This window comes from Patescibacteria group bacterium (genome assembly GCA_041659765.1).
Taxonomy (GTDB): domain Bacteria; phylum Patescibacteriota; class Patescibacteriia; order UBA9934; family UBA9934; genus JAGORL01.
Genome location: JBAZXR010000002.1, coordinates 1 through 24050, shown reverse-complemented (window position 1 = coordinate 24050; position 24050 = coordinate 1). Strand labels below are relative to the sequence as shown.

Below are 24050 nucleotides of genomic sequence, written 5' to 3'. Positions count from 1 at the left end.
TGGTTTAAAACATAGCAAAGCGTAGCGAAAATTCGTAACTCGTCTGGCATGCAAAACAGCATCCCGGTCACTGTCTCAGGGGCTAAAACCTCTGCCGCGGTGTCCATTCAGCACGAGAACTAAGGATAATTGAGTCACCCCCTAAACCCGGGTGCCTTTTGCGTTTTATGGCTAAGACTGTATCAACCCCGAGAATGTTTGGTAGTCGCAAGGCTTTTAGCCCTGTGAACGTGGCTACTGACCTTCCGGATTTAATTGAGGTTCAGAAAGCGTCCTACGATTGGTTTATGAAGGAGGGCATCCGTGAACTTTTCACGGAAGTTTCTCCGGTCAAGGATTTTATCGGCCGCGACCTTGAGCTCTCCCTTGGCGAGTATTATTCGGATGAGCCAAAGTTTGATGAAGATACTTCCCGCGCCAAGAATGTCACGTATGAGGCTCCGCTTCGCGTGAAGGCGCATTTGAAGAACCTCCGCACGGGGGAGACTAAGGAACAGGAAATTTATTTGGGCGATCTTCCCGTGATGACCCCGCGCGGTACGTTTATCGTGAACGGCGTTGAGCGTGTCGTTGTCTCGCAGCTTGTTCGCTCTCCTGGAGCGTTCTTTACGGCCGAGGTCATGCGTGGCCGTCGCTACTACGGCGCAAAGATTATTCCAAACCGCGGTGCTTGGCTCGAATTTGAGACTGACGCCAAGAATGTTATTTGGGTAAAGATTGACCGTAAGCGCAAGGTGGCAGTCACCTCGCTCTTCCGTGCTTTCGGTTTTGGTACAAATGAAGAAATTTCCAAGTTGTTTACTGACGTAGACATTCACCCAACCATTAAGTACATTGAGGCCACCTTGGAGAAGGACGCAGCCACCAGCGAGGAAGAAGGTTTGCGTGAGGTGTACAAGCGCATTCGCCCAGGCGATTTGGCCACGGCCGATAACGCTCGTTCCCTTATTCATGCCATGTTCTTCAATTTCGATCGCTACGATCTTGGCGCAGTAGGCCGCTACAAGTTTAACTCCCGCTTTGGAGTAGCTGATCCGCATGCTGACGTGATGGACGAATCTCGCCGTATCATGACTCGCGAGGACCTCGTGCTCATCATCAAGGAAATTGTCCGCTTGAACATCTCCCAGGGCGAACCGGATGACGTTGACCACCTTGGCAACCGCCGCATTCGTTCTGTTGGCGAACTGTTGCAATCCCGCTTCCGCATTGGTCTCGCTCGTATGGAGCGCATTGTGAAGGACCGCATGTCCACGCAGGACATCGATACGCTCACCCCGGGAAAGCTTATTAACGCTCGCCCAGTGATTGGCGCAGTGCGCGAGTTCTTCATGAGCTCCCAGTTGTCTCAGTTCATGGACCAGACGAACCCGCTCGCTGAACTTGAACACAAGCGCCGTTTGTCCGCCATGGGTCCTGGAGGTTTGTCCCGCGAGCGCGCTGGATTTGAAGTTCGTGACGTGCACACCACGCACTACGGCCGTATCTGTCCAATTGCTACCCCAGAAGGTCCGAACATTGGACTTGTGGGTCACTTGGCGTCGTATGCTCGCGTGAACAAGTACGGATTTATTGAAACGCCATATCGCAAGGTTGTTCTTGAGAAGGGGAAAGCCAAGGTCACGGGCGAAGTTATTTACTTGAACGCCTTTACGGAAGAGAAAGCTATCACCTGTCCAGCTACGATCAAGATGGATGACAACGGTTTCATCACTGAGACCTACGTTGAAGCTCGTAAGTTTGGCGAACCTCGCTTGGTTCCCGCTATTGAGGTGAACTACATGGACGTTGCGCCGACGCAGATCGTGTCCATTGGTACCTCGTTGATTCCGTTCCTTGAGCATGATGACGCTACCCGCGCCCTCATGGGAACGAACATGCAACGCCAGGCTGTGCCAACTATTCGCCCACAGGCTCCAATCATTGGAACCGGTATTGAGAAGCGCGCCGCTGTAGACTCTGGCCACGTACTTATTGCTGAGGAAGATGGTGTAATCACCCAGGCTGACGGCGTAAAGATTACCGCTGAATATAAGACGAAGGGTATTGTTACCTATAAGCTCACCAAGTATTTGCGTTCGAACAACTCCACCGCTATCACTCAGCGCCCAACCATTCTTCCGGGTATCAAGGTGAAGAAGGGCGATGTGCTGGCTGACGGTCCGTCCGTGGAAAACGGTGAAATGGCCCTTGGTCAGAACATGCTCGTGGCCTTCATGAGCTGGGACGGTTACAACTACGAAGACGCGGTCATTGTTTCTGAGCGTGTTGTACAGGCCGATCGTTTTACCACTATCCACTTGGAGCACTTGACCCTCGACGTCCGCGACACGAAGCTCGGTCCCGAGGTCGTGACGAGCGACATCCCGAACGTTTCTGAGGAGAAGCTTAAGAACCTTGATATCGAAGGTGTCATTCGTATTGGTGCTGAAGTGAAGTCCGGTGACATCCTAGTTGGTAAGATCACCCCGAAGGGCGAGACTGAACTGTCCGCTGAGGAGAAATTGCTCCGCGCCATTTTCGGTGACAAGGCCCGCGATGTGCGTGACTCTTCGCTTTACCTCGAGCATGGTCGCAAGGGCAAGGTGGTTGACGTGAAGGTGTTCTCTCGAGAAGGGGGAGACAACTTACCACCAGGCGTGATCAAGTCGATCCAGGTGACTATCGCTGATCTTCGTAAGCTTCAGGCTGGAGATAAAGTTGCAGGTCGCCACGGTAACAAGGGTGTCGTGTCAATCGTCGTTCCTGTTGAGGACATGCCATTCACCGCTGAGGGTCGCCCAGTTGATGTGGTTTTGACCCCACTTGGTGTGGTTTCCCGTATGAACTTGGGACAAATTCTCGAGGTTCACTTGGGTCTCGCAGCCGAGAAGCTTGGCTACAAGGTAGCTGCTCCGGTGTTTGCTGGCGCGCCTGCAGAATCCATCAAAGCCGAACTGAAAGCTGCTGGCTATCCAGAATCTGGCCAGTTGAGGTTGAACGATGGCCGTACCGGTGAGGCCTTCGACAACGCTGTCACGGTGGGCATCATGTACATGTTGAAGCTGAACCACATGGTGGAAGACAAGATGCACCAGCGTTCTATTGGTCCGTACTCGCTCATCACTCAACAGCCGTTGGGCGGTAAGGCGCAGTTTGGTGGACAGCGCTTTGGAGAAATGGAAGTTTGGGCGCTTGAGGCTTACGGTGCTGCCCACACGCTCCAGGAAATCTTGACCATTAAGTCCGATGACGTCCCAGGACGTGCCAAGGCTTACGAGTCAATTATTAAGGGCGAGCCAATCACTAAGGTTAACATCCCTGAATCTTTCAACGTGCTTATCAGAGAGTTGAAGGGACTCAGCTTGGACGTGGAACTCTTGCGTAACAATAAGAAAGTGGAACTCGGCGACGGCGGAGCTCCTAAACGGAACTAATATATGGCAATGAAATTCGAAACGCTGAAGTCTACGGACTTTGATTCCATCCGCCTCAAGGTGGCTTCACCGGAAGTCATCCGTTCCTGGAGCTACGGCGAAGTTTCCAAACCGGAAACTATTAACTATCGCACCCAGAAGCCTGAGAAGCAGGGACTTTTTGCGGAAGAAATTTTTGGACCTTCTAAGGACTGGGAATGTTACTGTGGTAAGTACAAAAAGATCCGCTATAAGGGCATTGTTTGTGACAAGTGTGGCGTAGAAGTCACGCAGTCTTCCGTGCGCCGTGAGCGCATGGGGCATATCGAGCTCGCAGCTCCCGTGACGCACATCTGGTTCTTGCGCGGTGTGCCATCGAAAATTGGAACGATTCTTGACCTTGGCGTGCAAGCCATCGAAAAAGTCGTTTACTTCGGCGCGTTCATGGTCACTGACGTGAACGAGGAAGCTCGTTTGCTGACGCTTGAACAAGTAAAGGAAGAATATAAGGCCAAGAAGAAGATGATTGAGGGCGAAAAGAAGCGCGATGAAGACCGCGCAGCCGAGAAGTTTGGCACAAACAAGGCTGAACTGAAGGCTGAAATGAGACGGATCGACGAACTAGCTGATGCAAAGCTCGAGGAACTTGAAATCGACTTTATTCAGGTCGACAAAGACCTTAAAGAGATCGCGCCACTCAAGGTGATCTCGGAAACCACGTATCACGACTGGTCCATGCGTTATGGCCACGTGTTTGATGCGGCTATTGGAGCTGACGCTGTAGTCAGACTGCTCGACCGGATCAACGTGCCGGAAACCATCGTAAAGCTAAAGGAAGAATTGGCCAGCACGAGCTCGAAAGCTAAATACGACCGCATCATGCGTCGTTTGAAGCTGTTCCGCGCGCTCGAAAAGAACAACATTCAGCCGTCTTGGATGATCAGCAAGGTCATTCCTATCATCCCACCGGATTTGCGCCCCATGGTTCCGCTTGATGGTGGCCGTTTTGCTACTTCTGACTTGAACGACTTGTACCGCCGCGTCATTAACCGCAACAATCGCTTGCGCCGTTTGTTCACGCTGAACGCTCCAGAAGTTATTACGCGTAATGAAAAGCGCATGCTTCAGGAGGCTGTTGACGCACTCATCGACAACTCCGCTCGCCAGTCAAAGACGGTTATTGCCGCTACCGGTAAGAAGCGTCAGTTGAAGTCACTCGCTGACATTTTGAAGGGCAAGCAGGGTCGTTTCCGCCAGAACCTGCTTGGTAAGCGTATCGACTATTCTGGTCGTTCGGTTATCGTTGTCGGTCCTCACTTGCACTTGGACGAATGTGGTATTCCAAAGAAAATGGCGCTGGAACTGTTCCGCCCATTCGTTATTAGCAAGTTGATTGCTCGCGAATACGTTCACAACATTCGCTCTGCCAATCGCTTCATTGAAGGCGATCGCCCAGAGGTTTGGGATATCCTTGAAGAAGTAACCAAGGATAGTTTTGTGCTCCTTAACCGTGCGCCAACGCTTCACCGCCTTGGTATTCAGGCTTTCCGCCCGAAGTTGGTTGAAGGCAAGGCGATTAAGATTCACCCACTCGTGTGTGAAGCGTATAACGCTGACTTCGACGGTGACCAAATGGCTGTGCACGTGCCATTGACCGCCGAAGCTCGTTACGAAGCTGAGCACATCATGTTGTCCATCCGTAACCTCTTGAAGCCATCATTTGGTGGACCAGTGGCTACGCCTGGAAAAGATATCGCGTGGGCGTCTTTCTACTTGACGAACATGGATACGGAACCAGATGAGAAGAACTTGAAATCCTTCTCAGATGAAACAGAAGCCTTGTACGCGCTCAAGATGGGTCTGATTAAGTACCAACAGTGGATTCGCGTCCGCATGAATGGGGAGCGTGTGATTACTACGGCCGGACGTATTGTTTGGAACCAGAAATTCCCGCCAAAGATTGGCTATCAGAATAAGACCCTCGGTAAAAAGGAACTCGCAAACATTGTGCGCGACTGTTTGGAATACTACGGTCAGGAATTCACCGCCGGATTGCTCGATGATTTGAAGGAACTTGGTTTTGAGTATGCTACTAAGTCGGGTTACTCCTATAGCATGGATGGTTTGCCGGATGTTCCAGGAAAGCCAGAACTGATCGCTGAGGGTGACGCACGCATCTTGGAAATTGAAAACTACTTTGCTCAGGGACTCTTGACCCAGAGCGAGCGCCACACGCAGATCATTAAGGTATGGACGGAAATTAAGGATCGCGTGGCTGAGCTTTCAAAGACCGCCTTGCCGAAGACTAGCTCCGCCTACACCATGATTGAATCTGGTGCTCGTGGTGCTTGGGGCCAGTTGACTCAGACCATCGGTATGATCGGTTTGAAGACCTCACCTTCTGGAGACATTATCGAGTTGCCAGTGAAATCTTCATTTAAAGATGGAGTTTCGGTGCTTGAATTCTTCATCTCTTCTCACGGTGTGCGTAAAGGTTTGACCGACACGGCACTTAAGACTGCAAACGCTGGTTACCTTACCCGCCGTTTGGTCGACGTCGCTCAAGATGTTGTTGTTCGCCAGGTTGATTGTGGCGATGATAAGGGCGTAGTCATGACCAAGACGGAATCAGACGAGATCGGAGAGCCACTCTTGATTCGTATTCTTGGACGCGTCGTGCTTTCTGATGTGAAGGTTCCTGGCACCCGCAAGACTTTGCTCAAGGCCGGTGAACTCATTACGGAAGATCACATCCGTGAACTTAAGGAAGCAAAAGAAGATCTTGAAGAAGTTCACGTTCGCTCGGTTATGACCTGTAAGATCCGCCGTGGTGTTTGTCAGAGCTGTTACGGCTATGACTTGGCCCACAACAAGCTGGTCAAGATGGGTACAGCTGTCGGTATTATGGCCGCGCAGTCCATTGGTGAACCTGGAACTCAGCTCACCATGCGTACCTTCCATACTGGAGGTGTGGCTGGAAAAGATATTACGCAAGGTTTGCCGCGTGTTGAAGAACTCTTCGAAGCTCGCTTGCCAAAGCGTAAGGCCATCATGACGGAAGTTGCTGGAACTGTTGAAATCGAAAAAGCATCTCGTACGGTCGTGCAGGTAGGAACCGGTAAGGAAATTGTCGATACCATGCCTGGTCAGAAGATCGTTCGTGTCCGTTACGAGGCGGTCGAAGAAAAGCCATTCGTGATTGGTCGAGGAGGCTCGATGCTCGTTAAGGACGGCGAGAAAGTACAGGCTGGCGATGCTATTGCTGAGAAGTCTTCCGGCGAAAAGATTCTGACAGATGTCAGCGGTGTGGCTAAGGTAGGAAAGTCCACGGTAACTATTGTCCATGATGCTAACAAGATTCGCGAATACATCATTCCGCACGGCTACACGCTGTACGTGAAGGATGGCGATCAGGTCTTGGGCGGCGATGCATTGACTGATGGACATTTGGACTTGCAGGCGCTCTTTAAGGCCAAGGGCCAGAACGCCGTGGAGAAGTATCTCTCAAAGGAAATGCAGTTCATTTACTCTTCACAGGGTCAAAAGCTGAACAACAAGCACATTGAGGTCATTATTCGCCAGATGTTCTCCCGCGTGCGCATCGGCGACCCGGGTGATACGGAACTCTTGCCGGGTGAAGTTGTCGAAAAGGCAATGCTCCTCGACGAACAGGATCGCATGGAACAGACCGGTGGCAAGATCTCTGAGTTTGAACTCCTCTTGCTCGGTGTAACTAAGGTTTCGCTCTCAACTGAATCATGGTTGTCTTCCGCATCCTTCCAGGAAACGGCTCGCGTGCTCATTAACGCCGCAGTTACCGGTAAGGTTGACGAGTTGGCAGGTTTGAAGGAAAACGTCATCATCGGCCGCTTGATCCCTACGGGAACAGGCTTCCCTGGTAACGAAGTTGTCCTTGAACTTCCTGAGCCAGCGGAGACGGTCACGATTTCCCCGGTGATTGCCGCGGAAATGGCCGTTGAAGGCCCGGCGATGGGTACGACGCCATCCGAGGCACCAGCCGAAAAAACCGAATAAATACGATGTTGGGGTCGACCCATGCGTCGACCCATTGAAAAACGAGACCCCTGGTCTCGTTTTTCATTTGTGATAATATGTGACTAACCCCCAGATCGAGATTGAATAGGATAAAACTCCCCGCCTTTATTCTTAGTGACTGAAATATGTTCGATCAGAATGAATTGGATCAGATTGCATTGGTAGTCGGGAAGGTGATTGAGGAAAAAGTTCCTCCGATCGTCCGTGAGATCGTCCAAGAAGAGATCAGTAGCGTTATGGAGCATCAGATAATGCCCCAGTTTGATTTGATTCATGGACGCATTGATTCTCTAGAGAGTCGATTCGACAGTCTCGACGCTCGAGTAGATAGAATGGATCGGAAAATTACTACGCAGATTGCTTCAAAGAGCTGGACGGAAGAGAGGCTCGACCGATTCAGCGCTGATCATAGATTGCAGTACAAACCCGCAATGTAAAAAGATCGAGGCTTCGCAAGAGGCCTCTTTTTTTGTTTTCGAGTAAACTACGGGTATGCGAATACTTGGCTTTGATCCTGGATATGGGCGTCTCGGGTTTGGGGTGATCGACGTGGCCCGCGGGAAGGCTTCGGCGGTGGCTTTTGGCGTGATTACTACAAAGGCGGGGGAGAAGCACCAGGAAAGACTGCTCGAAATCCATAATGACGCGGAAAGCCTCGTCAAAGCTCACAAGCCCGATCTCATAGCTATAGAAGAGCTCTTTTTTGCGAAAAACGTCACTACAGGCCTAAAAGTGGCTGAAGTTCGCGGAATCTTACTCATGTTGGCCGCCAAGTATAAAGTAGGGGTCAGAGAAATTAAGCCAGTTGAGGTCAAAATGGCCCTAACCGGTTACGGAAAGGCCGATAAGCGCCAAATGCAGGATATGGTCAAAGCCGTCTTTGGATTATCGAAGATCCCGAGACCAGACGACGCCGCCGACGCTTTAGCCATAGCCTGGGCAGCTCAAAATCACAAACTTTAATACTTTGATACTTTAGAACTTTACGCTAATACTAGCGGTATTTTAGCCTTTTTCCCTTGACAAAAGTCGTATTTTATGTTATGCTGATACGTTGCAATGGAGGAGCAACAAAGGTCCCGCGATACGAATTACCTCCACCGCAGCAATGCAGGAAAGGGTAGTCCATATCGCGGGACTTTCGTTTATACCCCATGACAGCCTCTCCGGAAGTTCTCTGAAGATCAGAGACTTTCTGGAGGGGCGGTCCGCGGACTGGCAATTCAACATTCGGTAGGCAACCATTTTGGTCGCTAGAACCGCGTGGCACGTCGTTCGAGAACGACGTGCCGTGAATCGCCCCTTACCTTGTAAACGTTCCCATTCACTGTTTGGAGGTTCCATGCTCGATATCATCGAAGACTTTCTTGGACTGATCGCGCAGGTGATCGGTTACCCGGTTCGTCCGGCGCCTGATCCGGTCCGTGTTCGCACGGCGGAAGAACAGCGTGAGTACGACCAGTGCAACGTCACGTTGTACGACGGTCGTCCGCGGCGCGTGACCTACACGATCACCGTGAAGCCTGACCGCCACTAGCTCTATCTGCCGGAACGTTCGTCGTTCTTCCCCCAATCCGGCTGGGGGCTCATCAGTGCCTATCATCGAGAGATGGTGGTCAATGATGGGCGTCCTAAACAAAACGTCCAGTAAGAGGTCCGCATGATCACCGTTGCTCCGCGCCGCCGCCTGATCCGCACCCTGCCTACGGGCGGGAAGACCGTGGAAGTCATCTCCCCGATGACGTCCCCGATCCAGAGCACCAGCTCTTTGAACCGTTCGCCCGTGCCTGCGCCCGCCCGCGTCGTCCAGAGCCTGAGCTCCAAGGACCTCGCGCAACAGGCGCGTGAAGAACTCCTCGGCAAGTCGAACACGACCGGCCGCACGGGTTCCTCCACCGCCAACTGGCGCGGCACCCGCTAGGCATCTCCCGCAGCTTCAAGGTTTCTCCTTGTGGCTGCGGGCGCTCTCAATCTTCATCAGCCTACCTCCATTGGTTGGTGAAGATCGAGAGTCCGAACATTGATGACTTCCCGAAAACTCAGTGAGGTGTCCTTTGACCAAGAATCAGTTGACCGCAATTCTCGGCGGAACCTTTGTCCTCGCCGTGGCCTTCATTGGTTACGTGAAGTGGACGGAGGTCACCGCCGAGGTTCCTGAAGCCGCTGTTGTGCAGGTTCCGGTCCGTCCGAATGACGGCGGTACCCGAGCCGTCTCGACCTGGACGTTCGCCTTGGACTCCGAGTCCGTGTCGTCGCTCAACCAGTTTGAGGTCAGGAACCAGACTTCCGGCGAGGTGGTACACACGTCCGAGATCAAGGACGGTGTTGTCTCCGTCGAAGTTGCCACCAATCCTGGCGACGTGCTGACGGTGCAGTGCTGGCTCGCAGACAGTTCCGATTGGTGCGCCAGCAACCAGCACAACGGGCACATCGTCTCGGCGGCGGGATCCGGTGGCGTGTACAAGGTTGACCGGAAGGCCGGCGATCTCAGCTACGTTTCAGACGGTCTCGGTCAGCGCTACGGCTGCACCGCCAAGTAGGATCATCAGCGTCATCATGCGACCGGGAGAGACATCATCTCCCGGCCAGCTCATCAGTGCTCATGACCCTTCGATAAGCTCAGGGTCGTGCTCAATGATGGGCGTAACTAGTGACTAAGTTTGGAGGCGAGATGTTCATTGCATGTTTCGACGCCAAGAACCCGAAAGACGGGGTCGTAACAGGATTTGAGACGATCGAGGAAGGCTATGCCGACCTCGGTAGGCTCTACAAGAAGAAGTGCCCAAAGTTCGATAGCATCGTCGTCGGCAAGGAGTTCGAGCTTGAGGGCATGATCTACTGCTTCTTCGAGGATGATGGACTGGCACACGTGTGGCTGAACGAACATCGGTACGCTACCAAGTAAACCTCTTTCTCTGGGAGTCACATGTCCGAAGCCCTCAAAGGTCTCCGGGAGTGTCTCCCGGGGATCGAAAAACGTTTGCGAGAAGCAACTGAGCTCTATGAGCTCGCAGTACAGATCGGCGACCTGAAGGAAGCCGAGAAGTACCAAAGGATGATCGTCGGCGCCCATAAGGACTTCTACTGCATCGCTAAGTTGCTCCTCTCGTCTGGATCGTGAAGCTAAAAACTTCACGGTCCGACTCTCAATCTTCATCACCGCCATGCTTGGTGGTGAGGATCGAGGGTACGAATACTGAAGACTTCCAGAAAAACCCTGTGTCTTGTGAGGTTACTCATGCGTCGCATTGTTCTCACGACTTCTGACATCATGCGCGCCCATTCCGCAACCCTCGATGGGCTGGGCAACTACCAGTCCACCGGACGGCTCGAGCGCGCCATTGCAGAAGGGTACGAGGTGTTCATCACCACGACCCGCACCAAGCTCGTCGAGATTGACGATTGGTGGAGGAAGCTCGTCCCGGATGATCACATCTTCCTCGCCAACCCCCAGGGTGAAGACCTCGCGGAGCATCTCGCGAGCGGCTGGAAGAAGTGCATCGCGGCACTCGGCCTCACGTGGCCGACGCTCGGCGAACTCAAGCCGGAACTCGCTGAAAGGCTTGGTTCCGATTGGAGCAGCAAGCCGGGTACGTGGGTCGACGTCCAGCACTGGCTTCCGAGCCAGGGTGTCGCCATCAAGCATCAGTTGAGCAGGTGAATCGTACGGTCGGACTGCTTCTACGAGAAGTATGTTCGACCGGACTCTCAATCTTCATCATTGGCCTCCACTGATGGTGAAGATCGAGGGTACACACCCAAAGCTCCGTAAAAAACCAGGGCCAGCGTGCCCGAAGAAATGGTGACAACCATGCGTATTGTTCTTACGACTTCGGACATCCAGAAGCGTGAGTTCACGGATGACGGCATTCCTGGGGCCTACAAGGCCACCGGATCAACCGGTCTACTCGAGCTTGCTCTTGAGAAGGGATTGGAGGTGTTCATCACCACCACCCGCTCGAAGATCGTCGGCACCGATAAATGGTGGCTGGGGCTCGTTCCGGAAGATCACATTTTCTTCGCGGACCCTTCGATCGAAGACCAAGAAGAGCAGCTCGCGAGCGGTTGGAAGAAATGCGTCGCGGCGCTCGGCCTCACCTGGCCGACCAAGGGTGAAACCGAGCCCGAGCTTGCTAAGCGGCTCGGAACCAACTGGGCCGCCAAGCCCGGTCACTGGGCCGACGTCCAGGCTTGGCTCACGCGCCAGGGAGTGGCCAACCGGTTCTACCTCGCCGAATAATGACCCGTACGGTCGGACTGCTTCCCAAAGAAGTATGTCCGGCCGGATCCTCAATCTTCATCAACTGACCTCCATTAGTTGGTGAAGATCGAGGGTATCCCACCCATCCCTAGGAGCTTCCAATGTTGTCCATGCACTTGCACGGCCTCTTGATCTCGATCAACTGCACCACCGAGTTCCACTTGGTGGACGAAGTCCTGCCCGAGTCCGAGGAGTCCGAGGTCTGCTTCGAGGAAGTCCTCGTTGTGGAGATCGATCAGCTCTCCGGGCCGTTCGACGAGTTCCTCAGTATCGCCGCTTGAAACGTGCCCGCGCCTTTTGTCCTTCTGACGACTGGCGCGGCGCTCATCACTGACCATCACGCCGTAATGTGGTGATCAATGATGGGCGATTCACTTACATCACACGCTTTGGAGGTCTCTGTGCAACGTCTGAAGAATATCCTCGGCATCAGTGCGGTAATCGCTACGGGGATTGCGTTCATTTGGCTCTACTCGTGGTGGCACAAGCAGCAGGTGGCTGCAGTGCCCCAGTCGGTGGAAAATAGCCAGGTGGTCACGGTACAAACCGGACCCGCGCGCCCGCCTACGTTGTGCGAACAGGACCGCACGCAGATGGAGCGGGATCGGCCCGGGTATTGCACCCGGCATCCGGATTTCAAGGTCTGCACCTGCGAGTAGCGATCAGACCAGTTCCTTCGTGGTCGGGAGAGACACCATCTCCCGGCCTGCTCATCAATGAACATGACCCTTCGACAAGTGTTCAGGATCGTGATCAATGATGGGCACAAACCTATTGCTTTGGAGGTCCCATGAAGGTGAATATCGAAGTGTCTGGGCTTTATCTTTCGATTGTTGCCCTGGATGAGGCCGGGATGTCCATTCCTGGAATCATCATTACGGTGAATAAGCACCGGATTGGGGAGACGCCGTACGTAGCGCGGTTCCCGCGGGGTGAATTCGACCTCGACGCCGACGCCCCTCCCGATCACCCGATCAAGAAGACCAGCGGCTCGATCGCCATTGGCATCTCGTGCCTCCACGACGACATCAACTAGCTCTCACGCCCGTGCCTTTCGTCCTCATGACGATCGGCGCGGTGCTCCACGTCGTTCGCGAACGACGCGGGCTCATCAGTGCTCATCACGAACGTGGTGATCAATGATGGGCAGATCCCTTGCCCGACTTGGAGGTTCTCATGAAGACCGTAGTCACCGCAGCCACACTTGTGTCCGCGTTTGACGATTCCGGCATCAAGCGCGTAGGTTGCGCTCTGCTCGGGTTCGTCCTCTTCATGGCCGTCTTCGGACAGCCGTAAAATCGTCTCGTTCCTGTACTCGTGCATCATGCGCGGGTACAGGAGTCGATTACCATTCTTGATCATTGATCGAGGCCAGTAATCGGCAAGACATTCTGTTTTGCCGCGTTTGGGGGTAACATGTACACCGTTCTGCTCATTGTCTCTGAGGCATCTTCTTGGACCTCGGGCAACAAGCCGACGGTCTACCAGGGTTTCATCTCTGACATGTCGCCCGTGCCGTTCCCGCCCTTCAGGCTCTTTTCTCGAAAGAGGAGGTTCTTGGAGGAAATGTTTCTCAGCATTGCGGAGGCAGGGGAAGCCTAATCAGTTTGACCGCACTCTTTCCCCGTTGGAGGACTCATGTCAAAAGCCGAGCATGCCCACAGGGCATTGGAGATCGCCCTTTCTAGGGAGTTCCCGGAGCGGTATCGTTTTGACGAACCGTTCGTCGCGAAAAACGTGTCCGTGCACGGATCTACCTGTCAGCTGGACGGTTCGTGGTCCGGCCATCAGGTCTCCGCGAGCGTGTCCCGAGCCGAAGACTCGACCTTCGCCATCGCGCTCACACTCGGCGACGGCTTCACGTTCATCGACATTGATCTTCGTGAGGCAGACGCCTCGTAGCTCGTAGCCCCGCATCCCCGGAACCCCGCGTTCCGTAAGGTATGCGGGGTTTTTGTTTTTAAAACACAAAAACCGTCCCAAGGGACGGTTTTCATGCACCGAGCAAAACTTTCTAAAATTTGTTCTGGCAAGGAGGCCGGCACGGCGCAGGACGAAACGTACTTAATGGTACGGTGAGTCCGAGCCGAGTGCCGCCGACACAGCCAGGGCAAATTTTAGGAGGTTTTGCTTTGGAGCGGGTGGAGGGAGTCGAACCCTCATCATGAGTTTGGAAAACTCAGATAATAACCGCTATACGACACCCGCAAATGCGAAATCATGGTAACAGAAACAGACTTTTTTGCAAACTCTCTTACCGGATCCTGGACGCGACGGGATTCGAACCCGTATCGCCATGGCTGACAGGCCAGGCATTTTAACCATTATTACTACGCGCCCACGAGATCCGGCCGACCGAGTATAGCAAAAAGAAAAAATCCCCCTAAAGGGACTTTTTCTTGTCAGCCATGGGTTTTCGTTTCTTGCGAAACGAACGCCTGGTTGAAACTAGTGTATCACATTTTTAATTTCCGTCAATGCCTTGGGGGATTCACCCTCTTTCAAAGTGGGGGCTACGGGGGAGTCGAATTTCTTCACAATTGCCCATTTCTCTCCCTGTTTCTGCAACGTCGAGTTCATCACTTTGAACCCCGCAGCGAGTTTGTGGCCACCGCCGCCAAAGAGATCGGCTGCTTGCTTTGCAACGTCCCTGCTACGGCTGCGCATGCTTCCTTTTACGGCGCCGTCGTCCGTTTCGTACAACACCGTTACGGCATCGTAAGCATTTTCAAGCATTGCATTTAGAAAATTTGAGACACCAGCAATGTCCTCGATCGTCGTCTTTGTAGATTCAAGGTCTTGTTTTGTAATGACCGTTGTTAGCATCTTTAAGGTGTCATCGAAAAATAGGCGTTCAAGGGCTACCCCCCAAAGTTTGAGGGCGCCTGCAGACTTATTGATAAACACGTGACGGACGATCGTTGTGAGATTTGCGCCAAGCCTAATGAGCTCTGAACTTGCGGTGATCGCCTGTAGTGTGGTGTTCGAAGTTGAGAAAAGTCCTGTATCAGTACAAATGCCCGTCAAAATGCACTGCGCGGCGTTGGGGGAGACGGGATATTTTGCAGCCTTGATAAAACGCCAAACCACATCAGCACTGGAGGCGGCTTTAGGCTCGACAATGTTCACCGTGCCGTACATGGGATTCGTAGCGTGATGATCAAAGACTACCAAGGGTACTCGGCGCTTCATGCCGGGCAAAAACTTTTGGATATAAACGCCATCTGAACAGTCGCAGATAATGGCGAGGTCGATAGACCCGTCAGCAAACATCGCTTCATCGCGCCGAATAACCTCAACACCCGGAATGAACTCCAGTTGTGGCGGCATGGGCTTTGGTGAAAACACCGTCACCTGTTTTCCCAGGTCTTTCAGTACATGATAAAGGCCAAGTGTTGAACCGGTCGTATCTCCATCGATCCGTTCATCAGTCAGCAACAAAACATGTCCGGCCTCACGGATTAGTCCCTCCACTTTTTCCTGCAGAACGCTGTTCATAGGAAGGGGAGAGCTTAGCAGGGAAGGGCAAAACGGGCAAGGCGGGCAACATGGGCTTTCTTTGACGGATTTTCGTTTTTCGACTACTATCACCCGTCGCTTCTTGGCCATTTTGGTCTTAAGCGCGCACTGGGGGTTGCATCATGCTCACGAGTGAAATCAAGCCTGCGTATTTTCTCCAGGACATTGGAGTCGGCGTGAAGGTGCTGTGCCGTTTTGTGCACGGGGGTCTCGTCCACAATTGGAGCTTGGAGCGTCAGGATACGAAGGAGAAACACACCTTCTTGGGGAGTGACGGCCTTCCGAGCCCCTGGCTTATCGTGCAGGGCATCAACCTCGGACTCGAGCTCCAGGGCAAGCATCTGGAGATGAAGGGGTATACGAAACTGGATGAAGTGAAGCCATTCACTTGCATCTATCTGGCCGTGACCGGTGAATACTCGGTCATGCACCCCCCGATCAAGAGTTCGAAGGTGCGGAAGATCGATCTCGATCATGCTCTCCATGGCATGCCAGTGGCCCAGGCTATCCTGCTCGGCCAGGAGCCCCTCGATGGCAAGACTGGCAACCTCGCCATCGTTTACCAAGTCGCCGCCATCCCGTGACACATCATCCGTTCAAAGCCCGCTCCTTCATGGTGGCGGGCTTTTTGTATTGCTTCAGACCTTTACAGCTTTTTTAACTTTTTCAGCTTTTTCAGCTACAATATTCCCAACTATGTACCTCAAGCGCCTAGAAATCCAGGGATTTAAGACTTTCGCCCAAAAAACTGTAGTCGAATTCCCCGAGAAAAAGAAAAACTCGAACCCTTTGACAGTTATTGTCGGCCCTAATGGTTCGGGCAAGTCGAACATCGCTGACGCTATCCGTTGGTGTCTCGGGGAACAATCGATGAAACAGCTGCGCGGCAAAAAGACGGAGGATATTATTTTTTCTGGTTCCGAGGGAAGAAGCCGATCTGGATTCGCCGAGGTCACGATGCTCTTTGAGAACGAGGATAAGGCGATGAAGACTGATTTTGCGGAAGTTGCGATCACTCGTCGCCTGTACCGTGACGGCGAATCTGATTACATGTTGAACGGCCAGTCGGCGCGTCTGCAGGATATTCAATTGCTGTTGGCTGAAGCCGGAGTCGGGCAGCGGTCATACGCCGTTATCGGTCAGGGCATGATTGATCATGTCCTCGTGAGCTCGCCCGAAGAACGCAAGACATTTTTTGATGATGCTACCGGCGTGCGCGGCTTGCAGATGCGCCGCCACCAGTCACTTTTGAAGCTCGAGAAGTCCGCGGTTAACTTGGCGGAGGTGCAGATGGTGATTGACGAGCTCGAACCACGTTTGAACATGCTTAAGCGTCAGGTGAAGAAGCTCGAAGAGCGAGAAAAGGTAACGGCCGAGCTGAAAACTGTGTCGCTCGAATATTTCCAGGGCAAATGGGCTGAGCTTGAGGTTGAAAAGAAAGCGATTGCCGGGAAGCTTGAAGGCATGGATGCGAAAGTTAATGCAAAACGGACTGAACTGGCTGCTGGCGATAAGAAACTCGCAACACTCGAGATCGAGGAAGTGGGGAAGGTGGATGGCACCGGAAGCGGGATGGGGGAATTACAGTCTGCTTATAAGAAGGCGCAGGCAAATTTGACCGAGGCACGTAAGGCGCAGGTGATGGCTGAGCGCGAGATTGAGCTCGCAAAAGTTCGGGCGCAGTCTTCATGGTCGCCGTTGCCTCTGCAAGACATCGTAAGCGAGGTGAAGTTCATCGCCGATAGCCACTCGACACTCCTCGATAAACTGAAGGCCGTGAAGACGGTTGAAGAAATTCGCCTGTTAGAAAAAGAAGTAGAAGAATCGCTGTCGCGCTCAAAGAAACTCCGCGATCGCCTTGTGAAGCCGAATCCCGAGGACTTTAAGGCTGATCCCGTTGCGCTTGCAGCAGTTACGAAGTCCCTCGAGGGCATTTCGATCGCTGAGGCCGAGGTGAAGAAGACCGAGCAAGCTATGGACGCGAAGGCCAAAGAGGCTAGCGCCGCCAAGAGCGAAATCTTTGCGTTTCAGCGCACACTTCGAGTTTTGCAAACCGAGCTGATGGCCTTCGAACAGGCTCGCAATTCTTCCCAAATTGAAATGGCCCGCGTAGAAACTCGCCAAGACGCCTTGAAACAAGAGGCGAAAGAGGGAATGGGCATGGACGTTGATTTTCAAAAAGGCGGGGTTATCAACCCCGCACCGGCCATCGATTTGCCCATGTTGTATGAAAAGATGTTGAGATTACGCCGCCAGGTAGAAATGATCGGCGGCATTGAAGAGTCAGTGGTCAAGGAGCACGCCGAGGTTAGCGAACGCTTTACGTTCTTGTCGACTCAGCTTATTGATCTCCGTGCTGCTATCGCCTCGACTGAGAAGATCGTCGATGAGCTCGACAAAGAGATCCACGGCCAGAGCGAAAGAGCCTTGAAGGAAATCAACCATGAGTTTCAGAAGTATTTTAAGATTTTATTCGGGGGAGGGTCATGTTCATTGATGAAGGTCGAGATCGAAAATGAACCCGGCGATGTTGGGGTCGACCCACGCGTCGATCCACTCGCGGTCGAACCTGACGAACTCACGGCCGATCTGGTTACGTCGCGCGTCAAAGCTCGCCGCGAAGCGGTCATTGGCATCGACATCCAGGCGACGCCGCCGGGAAAGCGGCTCAAGGCGCTCAACTTATTGTCTGGTGGCGAACGCGCGCTGACGTCGATCGCACTGCTCTGCGCCATTATGGCTACGAACCCTTCGCCCTTTGTCGTTCTTGACGAAGTTGATGCGGCTCTCGACGAAGCGAACACGGTCAGATTCGCAAATATTTTGAATGAACTTCGAGAAAGAACTCAGTTTATTGTTGTTACCCATAATCGCGCGACTATGGAGAAGGGCGACACGTTGTACGGAGTCTCTATGGGAGGTGACGGCGTAAGTAAGTTGCTATCCGTGAAGATAGAAGATGTTGTCACAGATGGCGCTCGCCGATAAACAAACACCCCGCGTCATGATGACGCAGGGCGGTACGAGTGAGTGACGAGAAGTTCAGACGACTGATGACCGGATGATCACAGCGGACAGGTCGCTCAACCGGTGATCAGAGACATTGAGGAAGCGGAACTCCTTCTGGTACAGGCGCACGCTGATGGCGAACCTGTCCTCGGCTTTCGTGCTCGTTGCGTGCCGTACAGCCGCTTCCATGAAGTTCGGCAGATCCGGATCTTCATGGCAGATGAGCATGAGGCCCACTTGCTCGCGGGCGGTGGGGACCTGTTCGTCGCTTTCAAGCGGAACCAGGTGCCAGTGCAGGCGATGTGCCAGCTCCAGACGGACCCACCGGGCCGGCGCGCGTTCGTGGACCCAGGCTTGGCTGAGGTGGTCGGCGTGCATCTTGAAGCTGGGCGGCCAGTCGGGCATGAATTTAGCGGCCATTTCCTTAATAGACGTACCCGGCAGGGGAACGATGAGGGTCTTCCTGGTCGCCTTGACCATGAGTTTGGCGGGCGGCGCCGTGCCGAGTTCCCGAATTTCGTCGGGCGTGAAGACGTTCTCCTGTCGGAGATACTTGGACACGTTGTCAGGGCACAGGATCGTGCCAGTCTCTGGGGAGAAGAACCGTTTGCCAGGGATCAGTGGAATGCCCGGGCGGGCTTCTTGGTGGGTATGAACGGGCTGCATCAGGGCCTCCAGGGGAAAGATGCGGTAGTAATATTAGCTGAAAAATTGACTTTAGTCAATAATTGTGTGCATAATGAGCTCTTATGAAACCTGTCCGCTACCACGACCACAAATCAGAAAAAACTTCTTGGGAACCTGTTGCTAAGCAGTACGGCAAGAAGATTCAAGAAGAAGGCTCTTTCCAGACGGAAGTAGTTTTCCCTGGTGCTTTGCGTTTGCTCTCGCCTAGAAAGGATAAGAATTATTTGGACATTGCCTGCGGCGAAGGAACATTCGCTAACATGATTGCAAAGGTAGGGGCGAAGGTGATCGGTTTCGACATTTCCTCGACGCTCATTAAGGACGCGGAGCGCAAGAATATTTTGGGCGCCCAGTTCCGGGTAGCCAACGCTAAAGACTTTGCTCGTTATTTTGAACCAAAGAGTTTTGACGGCGCAGTTTGCATCCTCGCCCTGCAGAACATTAACGACCTAGCCGCTACGATTGGCGATGCCGGCAAGGTTTTGAAATCTGGTTCGCCGTTTGTGATTGTGCTTAACCACCCCATGTATCGCATCCCAAAACAAACGGGTTGGGGCTGGGACATGGAGCGTCTTTTGGAATATCGCCGGGTTGATAGTTACATGACTGAAAATGAGATTCCGATTTCGGCTAACCCAGGACGCGGATCACAAAGCGCTGTTACTTTCTCATACCATCGCCCACTACAGGCTTACATGACGGAGCTTGCGAAGGCCGGATTCGTTATTGATAACATCGAAGAATGGATCAGCAACAAAGAGAGCGACTTCGGTCCCCGCGCCAAGGCCGAGAACCGCGCCAGAAAAGAGATTCCAATGTTTATGGCCATCCGCGCTCGCAAGATTTAAACTATTTTGTTACTGTCTGCAGGCCTTTTTCCATGAGGAGGTTTCATGAGGAGCGAAGAACAGATCCAGGCTGCGAGTCGGCGGATCATTGTGGCCTTGGATGTGGATAGTGTGGCGCAGGCCATGGTGCTGGTTGAAATGCTGACTGGGAAGGTGGGGAAGTTCAAGATCGGGCTTCAGCTCATCTTCACCATCCTCGTGGAGTTGTTGACGCCCATGAGTCTGACCGAGGCTTTTGACAACCTCGATCGTGCTCGTAAGCTGTTTCGGTTGCTACACGGCCAAATCATGCTCGACGTGAAGTTGAAGGACATTCCGCCCACGATCGCTGGTGCCTCAGGAGCCATTGCTCGGCTCGGAGTGGATCTGTTCACGGTTCATGCCTCGGCCGGGACCAGGGGTCTGAGGGAAGCGGTGAAGAATCGGGGTACGTCCTCCGTCATTGCGGTCACGGTATTGACCAGCATGGACGAGGACGAGTGTCAGAGTATCTACGGCGAGAATGTAGCGGATAAGGTCCGCGCGTTTACCCGTTTGGCGGTCGAGGCCAAGGTTCAATACTTGGTCTGCGCGCCACACGATCTTGAGCTCCTCAAGGACATTCCGGGCGCGGACGAGATTGAGAAAATCTGTCCGAACATTACGCCAGTCTGGGCGGCGGTGCCGAAGGATCAGAACAAGAACCGGTCCATGACGCCGTTTGAGGCCATGCAGGCGGGCGCAGCCTACCTGGTGATCGGGCGGGCGATTACGAAACCGCCACCTGAGATTGGTTCGCCCAAGGACGCGGCGCGCAAGATCGCCGAAGAGATCGCCTCGTTCTTTCCGTAGGGTTACTCGTGTCCGTCGAGCGTGGCCAATGGCTGCGCTCTTTTTTTAACCGGACATGTTATCATGAGAGTAGAAGTTAGAAATTTTTATGATGGAAACTGGAAAGGATCCTCTGGCCGGCATGGGTTGGGAAGCACCAAAGAAGGGAGCGGAGAGGCCGCCGGTAAAAACAACAGAGCGACCATCTTATGGCCATGATTACTCTAGGCGGGATACCGGTTCATATTTGGCAAAAAGTGAAGACGAGGAACTGGCGGATACCGTCCAGACCATTTTAAATTTAAAGGCTCCGGCTAGTAGACGTGATCTCAAGAGATTTGAAGGGTCATTAGAGCAGCAGACCGATTTGCTCGATAAATATAATCAATTACAGATTAGGCAAGAAAAAGAGGCAGCTGATTTATACGAACAGGAGATGGCGGAGGCCAGACGCGAAAACCAAGAGGCTATTGAGGCAAATCGCCAGGAGCGGGAAGCTAGAATCGATCGTTTTTTGCAGGATGTTCCGGTAAAATCAGCCAAGACAGCCTAGCGTTTGCCCCTACAGGCCTTGACAAACATCAGGGCGAAGCGTAGCCTTCCGGCATTAATACGTTATCTTTGCTATGTTGACCATTCGTCTTTCTCGCACTGGAAAAAAGAAGCAGCCTTACTACCGCATCGTTCTTCAGGAAAAGACTCGTGATCCATGGTCACCAGCTATCGAGGTACTCGGTACGTTGAACCCGCGCCTTGATCGCAAGGACGCAGTTCTCGACAAAGAGCGTATTTCCTTCTGGCTGGCCAAGGGTGCTCAGCCATCTGATACTTTGAACAACTTGTTCATTGATCACGGCTTGGTCAAGGGTGATAAGAAGAACAAGATCACCATCACTGAAGCCCGTAAGAAAAAGATGGCCGCTGCCGCCCCTAAGGCTGCATAGTGCTATACTAATCCCTGTAAGAATCTGAATTAACTAGAGATTATGGAGTTTGACCAGCAGTTTGTAGAGACGATTGTGAAGGCTTTGGTAAACAAGCCAGAGGAGGTGAAGAGTGACCGTAAGGTGGACGAGCAAGGCGTGCTCATCACGGTGCACACCAGCCCGGAAGATACGGGTTACGTCATCGGAAAGGGTGGCAAAACAGCTGTAGCTATCCGCACGTTGCTCGCCACGCTCGGCGCCAAAGCCAACATGCGCATCAGCTTCCGCATCGACGCTCCGGAGAACGGCACTCGCCGCCCACGTCAGGAAGCCCCAGCCGGTGAATTCAGCCTGGGTACTCCGGATGTCAGTGCTCCAAGCATGGCCTCCTCCGTCCCTCCAGCAGACGACATGTCTGTAGACAGCCTTACATTCTAGACACAACCAAACGAGACTCTAGGGTCTCGTTTGTGTTTGCGGAAATCAGCCCGAACGTGTAGTATCATCCGTTCTATGAAACGCTTTGACGTTATCACTATTTTTCCAGAAGTAGTCGCCCCGTATGCGGAGGCGAGTATTTTGGGTAAGGCGCAGAAGAAGGAGCTTATCAAAATCGAGGCGCACAACTTGCGGGAATACTCGACGGAAAGACACAGTAAGGTTGATGACACTCCGTATGGCGGGGGAGCTGGAATGGTGATGGCAGTTCAGCCGTTCGATGCAGCTGTGTCCTCGATCAAGATGAAGAAGAAGCTCTTCGGCAAGGCGCCGAGAACTCGTGTCATTTTGACGAGCGCTTCCGGCAAGCGGTTCACCCAGGCTGACGCGAAGAGACTCGCCGAGTACGACCAGGTGATCTTTCTCTGTGGCCGCTATGAAGGCGTCGACTATCGTGTCGAAACTGACATCGCTGACGAGTCATTGTCGATCGGGGATTATGTACTAACTGGTGGCGAACTCCCAGCCTTGGTGATGATCGATGCTATCGCTCGACAAATCCCGGGAGTCCTCGGCAACGAAGACACTTTGAAAGAGGAGTCCCATGGGGACGATTCTATGCTGGAATACCCCCAATACACCAAACCGCCTGAATATCTCATGCACGGCAAGAAGCTGGCCGTACCGGACGTTCTCTTATCAGGGGACCATGGGAAGATAAAAAAATGGCGAACTGAACAGCAAAAGAAGTCTGCGTAAGCGGGCTTTTTTTCATCCCCAGTTACGGAACCCCCCGTCCTTGACAGGTTTCCTGCACTCCATTAAACTTGCGCTCGTCGCTGGAAAACCTCAAACGGTTGATCTGCGGGAGACCTTTCACAACTGAATAAACCAACCATACGAATCAAGAACACAAGCAATGAACAATTGCGTGATCACAACGTCTATCACTAAAAAGTCCTGGGGTTAAACCCAGGCAACCGCAGATACCTCTCCTTCGGGAGAGGCAATTCTTACTGAGAGTTTGATCCTGGCTCAGGATGAATGCTGGCGGCGTGTCTAAGGCATGCAAGTCGAACGGACATCATTAAGTAGCAATACAAGGTGATGTTAGTGGCAAACGGGAGCGTAACACATTGGTAACCTACCTCGCACTCGCGAATAACTATTGGAAACGATAGCTAATACGCGATATTATTCCACACTCTTATGAGTGAGGCATGAAAGATTTATCGGTGCGAGAGGGACCTATGGTCCATCAGGTAGTTGGCGGGGTAATGGCCCACCAAGCCTATGACGGATACCAGGCGCGAGAGCGTGACCTGGCTCATTGGAACTGAGACACTGTCCAAACACCTACGGGTGGCTGCAGTCGAGAATATTCCGCAATGCACGAAAGTGTGACGGAGCGACGCCGCGTGCCGAATGAAGGCCTTCGGGTCGTAAACGGCTTTTATCGGGGACGAATTTTGACGGTACCCGATGAATAAGGGGTTGCTAACTCTGTGCCAGCAGCAGCGGTAATACAGAGACCCCGAGCATTATCCGGATTTATTGGGCGTAAAGCGTTCGTAGGCGGCTTTGTAAGTCATTTGTTAAATCCTCAGGCTCAACCTGGGGGCTGCAGGTGATACTGTAAGGCTCGAGTGTGGGAGAGGCAAATGGAATGCCCGGTGTAGCGGTAAAATGCGTTAATATCGGGTAGAACACCAAAGGCGAAGGCAATTTGCTGGAACACAACTGACGCTCATGAACGAAAGCGTGGGTAGCGAAAGGGATTAGATACCCCTGTAGTCCACGCCGTAAACGATGATAACTAGATTTTGGGAGTATCGACCCTCTCAGAGTCGACAAAACAAGCTAACGCGTTAAGTTATCCGCCTGGGAAGTACGGTCGCAAGACTAAAACTCAAAGGAATAGACGGGGACCCGCACAAGTGGTGGATCATGCGGTTTAATTCGATGCAACGCGAGAAACCTCACCTGGGCTTGAAATGTAGCTGCTAATCTCCAGAAACGGAGACTCCTTCGAGGGTGCTATGTAGGTGCTGCATGGTTGTCGTCAGCTCGTGCCGTGAGGTGTACCCTTAAGTGGACTAAC

The 24050-nt window shown here is 52.9% G+C and carries 26 protein-coding genes, 1 tRNA gene and 1 rRNA gene; 25 read left to right on the top strand and 3 right to left on the bottom strand.

Going from position 1 to position 24050, the window contains the following annotated elements:
* The first annotated feature begins 167 nt into the window (after positions 1–167).
* From rpoB to WC813_04920, 16 genes are all read left to right on the top strand, one after another.
* On the top strand, positions 168–3416 hold the full coding sequence (gene rpoB, locus WC813_04995; protein MFA5947341.1) for a DNA-directed RNA polymerase subunit beta: 3249 nt from the start codon (positions 168–170) through the stop codon (positions 3414–3416).
* Positions 3417–3419: 3 nt separating this feature from the next.
* Positions 3420–7430: a DNA-directed RNA polymerase subunit beta' gene (gene rpoC, locus WC813_04990; protein MFA5947340.1), complete on the top strand. Its 4011-nt coding sequence runs from the start codon at positions 3420–3422 to the stop codon at positions 7428–7430.
* Between the two features lie 146 nt (positions 7431–7576).
* On the top strand, positions 7577–7888 hold the full coding sequence (locus tag WC813_04985; protein ID MFA5947339.1) for a hypothetical protein: 312 nt from the start codon (positions 7577–7579) through the stop codon (positions 7886–7888).
* A gap of 55 nt (positions 7889–7943) precedes the next feature.
* Positions 7944–8414 carry a crossover junction endodeoxyribonuclease RuvC gene (gene ruvC, locus WC813_04980; GenBank protein ID MFA5947338.1) on the top strand — a complete coding sequence of 157 codons (471 nt, stop codon included), beginning with the start codon at positions 7944–7946 and terminating at the stop codon, positions 8412–8414.
* 379 nt (positions 8415–8793) lie between these two features.
* Complete coding sequence (locus WC813_04975) at positions 8794–8988, top strand: hypothetical protein (protein ID MFA5947337.1); 195 nt, start codon at positions 8794–8796, stop codon at positions 8986–8988.
* Between the two features lie 123 nt (positions 8989–9111).
* A complete protein-coding gene (locus tag WC813_04970) occupies positions 9112–9372 on the top strand; it encodes a hypothetical protein (GenBank protein ID MFA5947336.1) in 261 nt (86 codons plus the stop codon).
* 133 nt (positions 9373–9505) lie between these two features.
* Positions 9506–9991: a hypothetical protein gene (locus tag WC813_04965; protein MFA5947335.1), complete on the top strand. Its 486-nt coding sequence runs from the start codon at positions 9506–9508 to the stop codon at positions 9989–9991.
* Positions 9992–10122: 131 nt separating this feature from the next.
* Positions 10123–10356, top strand: coding sequence for a hypothetical protein (locus tag WC813_04960; GenBank protein ID MFA5947334.1), 234 nt, complete (start codon positions 10123–10125; stop codon positions 10354–10356).
* A gap of 21 nt (positions 10357–10377) precedes the next feature.
* Complete coding sequence (locus WC813_04955) at positions 10378–10572, top strand: hypothetical protein (protein ID MFA5947333.1); 195 nt, start codon at positions 10378–10380, stop codon at positions 10570–10572.
* 117 nt (positions 10573–10689) lie between these two features.
* Positions 10690–11112: a hypothetical protein gene (locus WC813_04950; GenBank protein ID MFA5947332.1), complete on the top strand. Its 423-nt coding sequence runs from the start codon at positions 10690–10692 to the stop codon at positions 11110–11112.
* A 126-nt stretch (positions 11113–11238) separates the two neighbouring features.
* Positions 11239–11691 carry a hypothetical protein gene (locus tag WC813_04945; protein MFA5947331.1) on the top strand — a complete coding sequence of 151 codons (453 nt, stop codon included), beginning with the start codon at positions 11239–11241 and terminating at the stop codon, positions 11689–11691.
* 122 nt (positions 11692–11813) lie between these two features.
* Positions 11814–11993 carry a hypothetical protein gene (locus tag WC813_04940; protein MFA5947330.1) on the top strand — a complete coding sequence of 60 codons (180 nt, stop codon included), beginning with the start codon at positions 11814–11816 and terminating at the stop codon, positions 11991–11993.
* Between the two features lie 78 nt (positions 11994–12071).
* Entirely contained in the window at positions 12072–12371 is a 300-nt protein-coding gene (locus WC813_04935; protein MFA5947329.1) for a hypothetical protein, read from the top strand.
* A gap of 194 nt (positions 12372–12565) precedes the next feature.
* A complete protein-coding gene (locus WC813_04930; protein ID MFA5947328.1) occupies positions 12566–12748 on the top strand; it encodes a hypothetical protein in 183 nt (60 codons plus the stop codon).
* Between the two features lie 380 nt (positions 12749–13128).
* Positions 13129–13314 carry a hypothetical protein gene (locus WC813_04925; GenBank protein MFA5947327.1) on the top strand — a complete coding sequence of 62 codons (186 nt, stop codon included), beginning with the start codon at positions 13129–13131 and terminating at the stop codon, positions 13312–13314.
* 36 nt (positions 13315–13350) lie between these two features.
* Positions 13351–13614, top strand: a complete 264-nt coding sequence (locus WC813_04920) for a hypothetical protein (protein ID MFA5947326.1) — start codon at positions 13351–13353, stop codon at positions 13612–13614.
* Between the two features lie 231 nt (positions 13615–13845).
* Here the strand turns inward: WC813_04920 and WC813_04915 are convergent.
* Together WC813_04915 and WC813_04910 are read right to left on the bottom strand one after the other, a co-directional pair.
* Positions 13846–13920: transfer RNA gene (locus WC813_04915), tRNA-Gly, on the bottom strand.
* Between the two features lie 240 nt (positions 13921–14160).
* Positions 14161–15210 (bottom strand): DHH family phosphoesterase, encoded by a 1050-nt coding sequence (locus tag WC813_04910; protein MFA5947325.1) that lies wholly within the window; start codon positions 15208–15210, stop codon positions 14161–14163.
* A 143-nt stretch (positions 15211–15353) separates the two neighbouring features.
* On the opposite strand from WC813_04910, the gene WC813_04905 reads away from it, so the two are divergent.
* Together WC813_04905 and WC813_04900 are read left to right on the top strand one after the other, a co-directional pair.
* A complete protein-coding gene (locus WC813_04905; protein MFA5947324.1) occupies positions 15354–15815 on the top strand; it encodes a hypothetical protein in 462 nt (153 codons plus the stop codon).
* 112 nt (positions 15816–15927) lie between these two features.
* Positions 15928–18219: an AAA family ATPase gene (locus WC813_04900; GenBank protein MFA5947323.1), complete on the top strand. Its 2292-nt coding sequence runs from the start codon at positions 15928–15930 to the stop codon at positions 18217–18219.
* 54 nt (positions 18220–18273) lie between these two features.
* Here WC813_04900 and WC813_04895 read toward each other — a convergent pair whose 3' ends face one another.
* Positions 18274–18906 carry a hypothetical protein gene (locus WC813_04895; protein ID MFA5947322.1) on the bottom strand — a complete coding sequence of 211 codons (633 nt, stop codon included), beginning with the start codon at positions 18904–18906 and terminating at the stop codon, positions 18274–18276.
* Between the two features lie 83 nt (positions 18907–18989).
* Between WC813_04895 and WC813_04890 the strand changes: the two genes are divergently transcribed.
* The 7 genes from WC813_04890 to WC813_04860 form a co-directional block, all read left to right on the top strand.
* Positions 18990–19775, top strand: a complete 786-nt coding sequence (locus tag WC813_04890) for a class I SAM-dependent methyltransferase (protein ID MFA5947321.1) — start codon at positions 18990–18992, stop codon at positions 19773–19775.
* 45 nt (positions 19776–19820) lie between these two features.
* Positions 19821–20606, top strand: coding sequence for an orotidine-5'-phosphate decarboxylase (gene pyrF / locus WC813_04885; GenBank protein ID MFA5947320.1), 786 nt, complete (start codon positions 19821–19823; stop codon positions 20604–20606).
* Positions 20607–20694: 88 nt separating this feature from the next.
* Positions 20695–21138 carry a hypothetical protein gene (locus WC813_04880; protein ID MFA5947319.1) on the top strand — a complete coding sequence of 148 codons (444 nt, stop codon included), beginning with the start codon at positions 20695–20697 and terminating at the stop codon, positions 21136–21138.
* A gap of 73 nt (positions 21139–21211) precedes the next feature.
* Complete coding sequence (gene rpsP / locus WC813_04875) at positions 21212–21529, top strand: 30S ribosomal protein S16 (protein ID MFA5947318.1); 318 nt, start codon at positions 21212–21214, stop codon at positions 21527–21529.
* 42 nt (positions 21530–21571) lie between these two features.
* A complete protein-coding gene (locus WC813_04870) occupies positions 21572–21949 on the top strand; it encodes a KH domain-containing protein (GenBank protein ID MFA5947317.1) in 378 nt (125 codons plus the stop codon).
* A gap of 75 nt (positions 21950–22024) precedes the next feature.
* Positions 22025–22708 carry a tRNA (guanosine(37)-N1)-methyltransferase TrmD gene (trmD, locus tag WC813_04865; protein ID MFA5947316.1) on the top strand — a complete coding sequence of 228 codons (684 nt, stop codon included), beginning with the start codon at positions 22025–22027 and terminating at the stop codon, positions 22706–22708.
* A 253-nt stretch (positions 22709–22961) separates the two neighbouring features.
* Positions 22962–24050, top strand: a 16S ribosomal RNA gene (locus WC813_04860); the annotation flags it as partial.

Bases quoted from the DNA above. Each gene is read 5' to 3' on its own strand.
- rpoB (MFA5947341.1), top strand. From the start codon at position 168: ATGGCTAAGACTGTATCAACCCCGAGAATGTTTGGTAGTCGCAAGGCT.
- rpoC (MFA5947340.1), top strand. From the start codon at position 3,420: ATGGCAATGAAATTCGAAACGCTGAAGTCTACGGACTTTGATTCCATC.
- WC813_04985 (MFA5947339.1), top strand. From the start codon at position 7,577: ATGTTCGATCAGAATGAATTGGATCAGATTGCATTGGTAGTCGGGAAG.
- ruvC (MFA5947338.1), top strand. From the start codon at position 7,944: ATGCGAATACTTGGCTTTGATCCTGGATATGGGCGTCTCGGGTTTGGG.
- WC813_04975 (MFA5947337.1), top strand. From the start codon at position 8,794: ATGCTCGATATCATCGAAGACTTTCTTGGACTGATCGCGCAGGTGATC.
- WC813_04970 (MFA5947336.1), top strand. From the start codon at position 9,112: ATGATCACCGTTGCTCCGCGCCGCCGCCTGATCCGCACCCTGCCTACG.
- WC813_04960 (MFA5947334.1), top strand. From the start codon at position 10,123: ATGTTCATTGCATGTTTCGACGCCAAGAACCCGAAAGACGGGGTCGTA.
- WC813_04955 (MFA5947333.1), top strand. From the start codon at position 10,378: ATGTCCGAAGCCCTCAAAGGTCTCCGGGAGTGTCTCCCGGGGATCGAA.
- WC813_04950 (MFA5947332.1), top strand. From the start codon at position 10,690: ATGCGTCGCATTGTTCTCACGACTTCTGACATCATGCGCGCCCATTCC.
- WC813_04940 (MFA5947330.1), top strand. From the start codon at position 11,814: ATGTTGTCCATGCACTTGCACGGCCTCTTGATCTCGATCAACTGCACC.
- WC813_04935 (MFA5947329.1), top strand. From the start codon at position 12,072: ATGATGGGCGATTCACTTACATCACACGCTTTGGAGGTCTCTGTGCAA.
- WC813_04930 (MFA5947328.1), top strand. From the start codon at position 12,566: ATGTCCATTCCTGGAATCATCATTACGGTGAATAAGCACCGGATTGGG.
- WC813_04925 (MFA5947327.1), top strand. From the start codon at position 13,129: ATGTACACCGTTCTGCTCATTGTCTCTGAGGCATCTTCTTGGACCTCG.
- WC813_04920 (MFA5947326.1), top strand. From the start codon at position 13,351: ATGTCAAAAGCCGAGCATGCCCACAGGGCATTGGAGATCGCCCTTTCT.
- WC813_04910 (MFA5947325.1), bottom strand. From the start codon at position 15,210: ATGAACAGCGTTCTGCAGGAAAAAGTGGAGGGACTAATCCGTGAGGCC.
- WC813_04905 (MFA5947324.1), top strand. From the start codon at position 15,354: ATGCTCACGAGTGAAATCAAGCCTGCGTATTTTCTCCAGGACATTGGA.
- WC813_04900 (MFA5947323.1), top strand. From the start codon at position 15,928: ATGTACCTCAAGCGCCTAGAAATCCAGGGATTTAAGACTTTCGCCCAA.
- WC813_04895 (MFA5947322.1), bottom strand. From the start codon at position 18,906: ATGCAGCCCGTTCATACCCACCAAGAAGCCCGCCCGGGCATTCCACTG.
- WC813_04890 (MFA5947321.1), top strand. From the start codon at position 18,990: ATGAAACCTGTCCGCTACCACGACCACAAATCAGAAAAAACTTCTTGG.
- pyrF (MFA5947320.1), top strand. From the start codon at position 19,821: ATGAGGAGCGAAGAACAGATCCAGGCTGCGAGTCGGCGGATCATTGTG.
- WC813_04880 (MFA5947319.1), top strand. From the start codon at position 20,695: ATGATGGAAACTGGAAAGGATCCTCTGGCCGGCATGGGTTGGGAAGCA.
- rpsP (MFA5947318.1), top strand. From the start codon at position 21,212: ATGTTGACCATTCGTCTTTCTCGCACTGGAAAAAAGAAGCAGCCTTAC.
- WC813_04870 (MFA5947317.1), top strand. From the start codon at position 21,572: ATGGAGTTTGACCAGCAGTTTGTAGAGACGATTGTGAAGGCTTTGGTA.
- trmD (MFA5947316.1), top strand. From the start codon at position 22,025: ATGAAACGCTTTGACGTTATCACTATTTTTCCAGAAGTAGTCGCCCCG.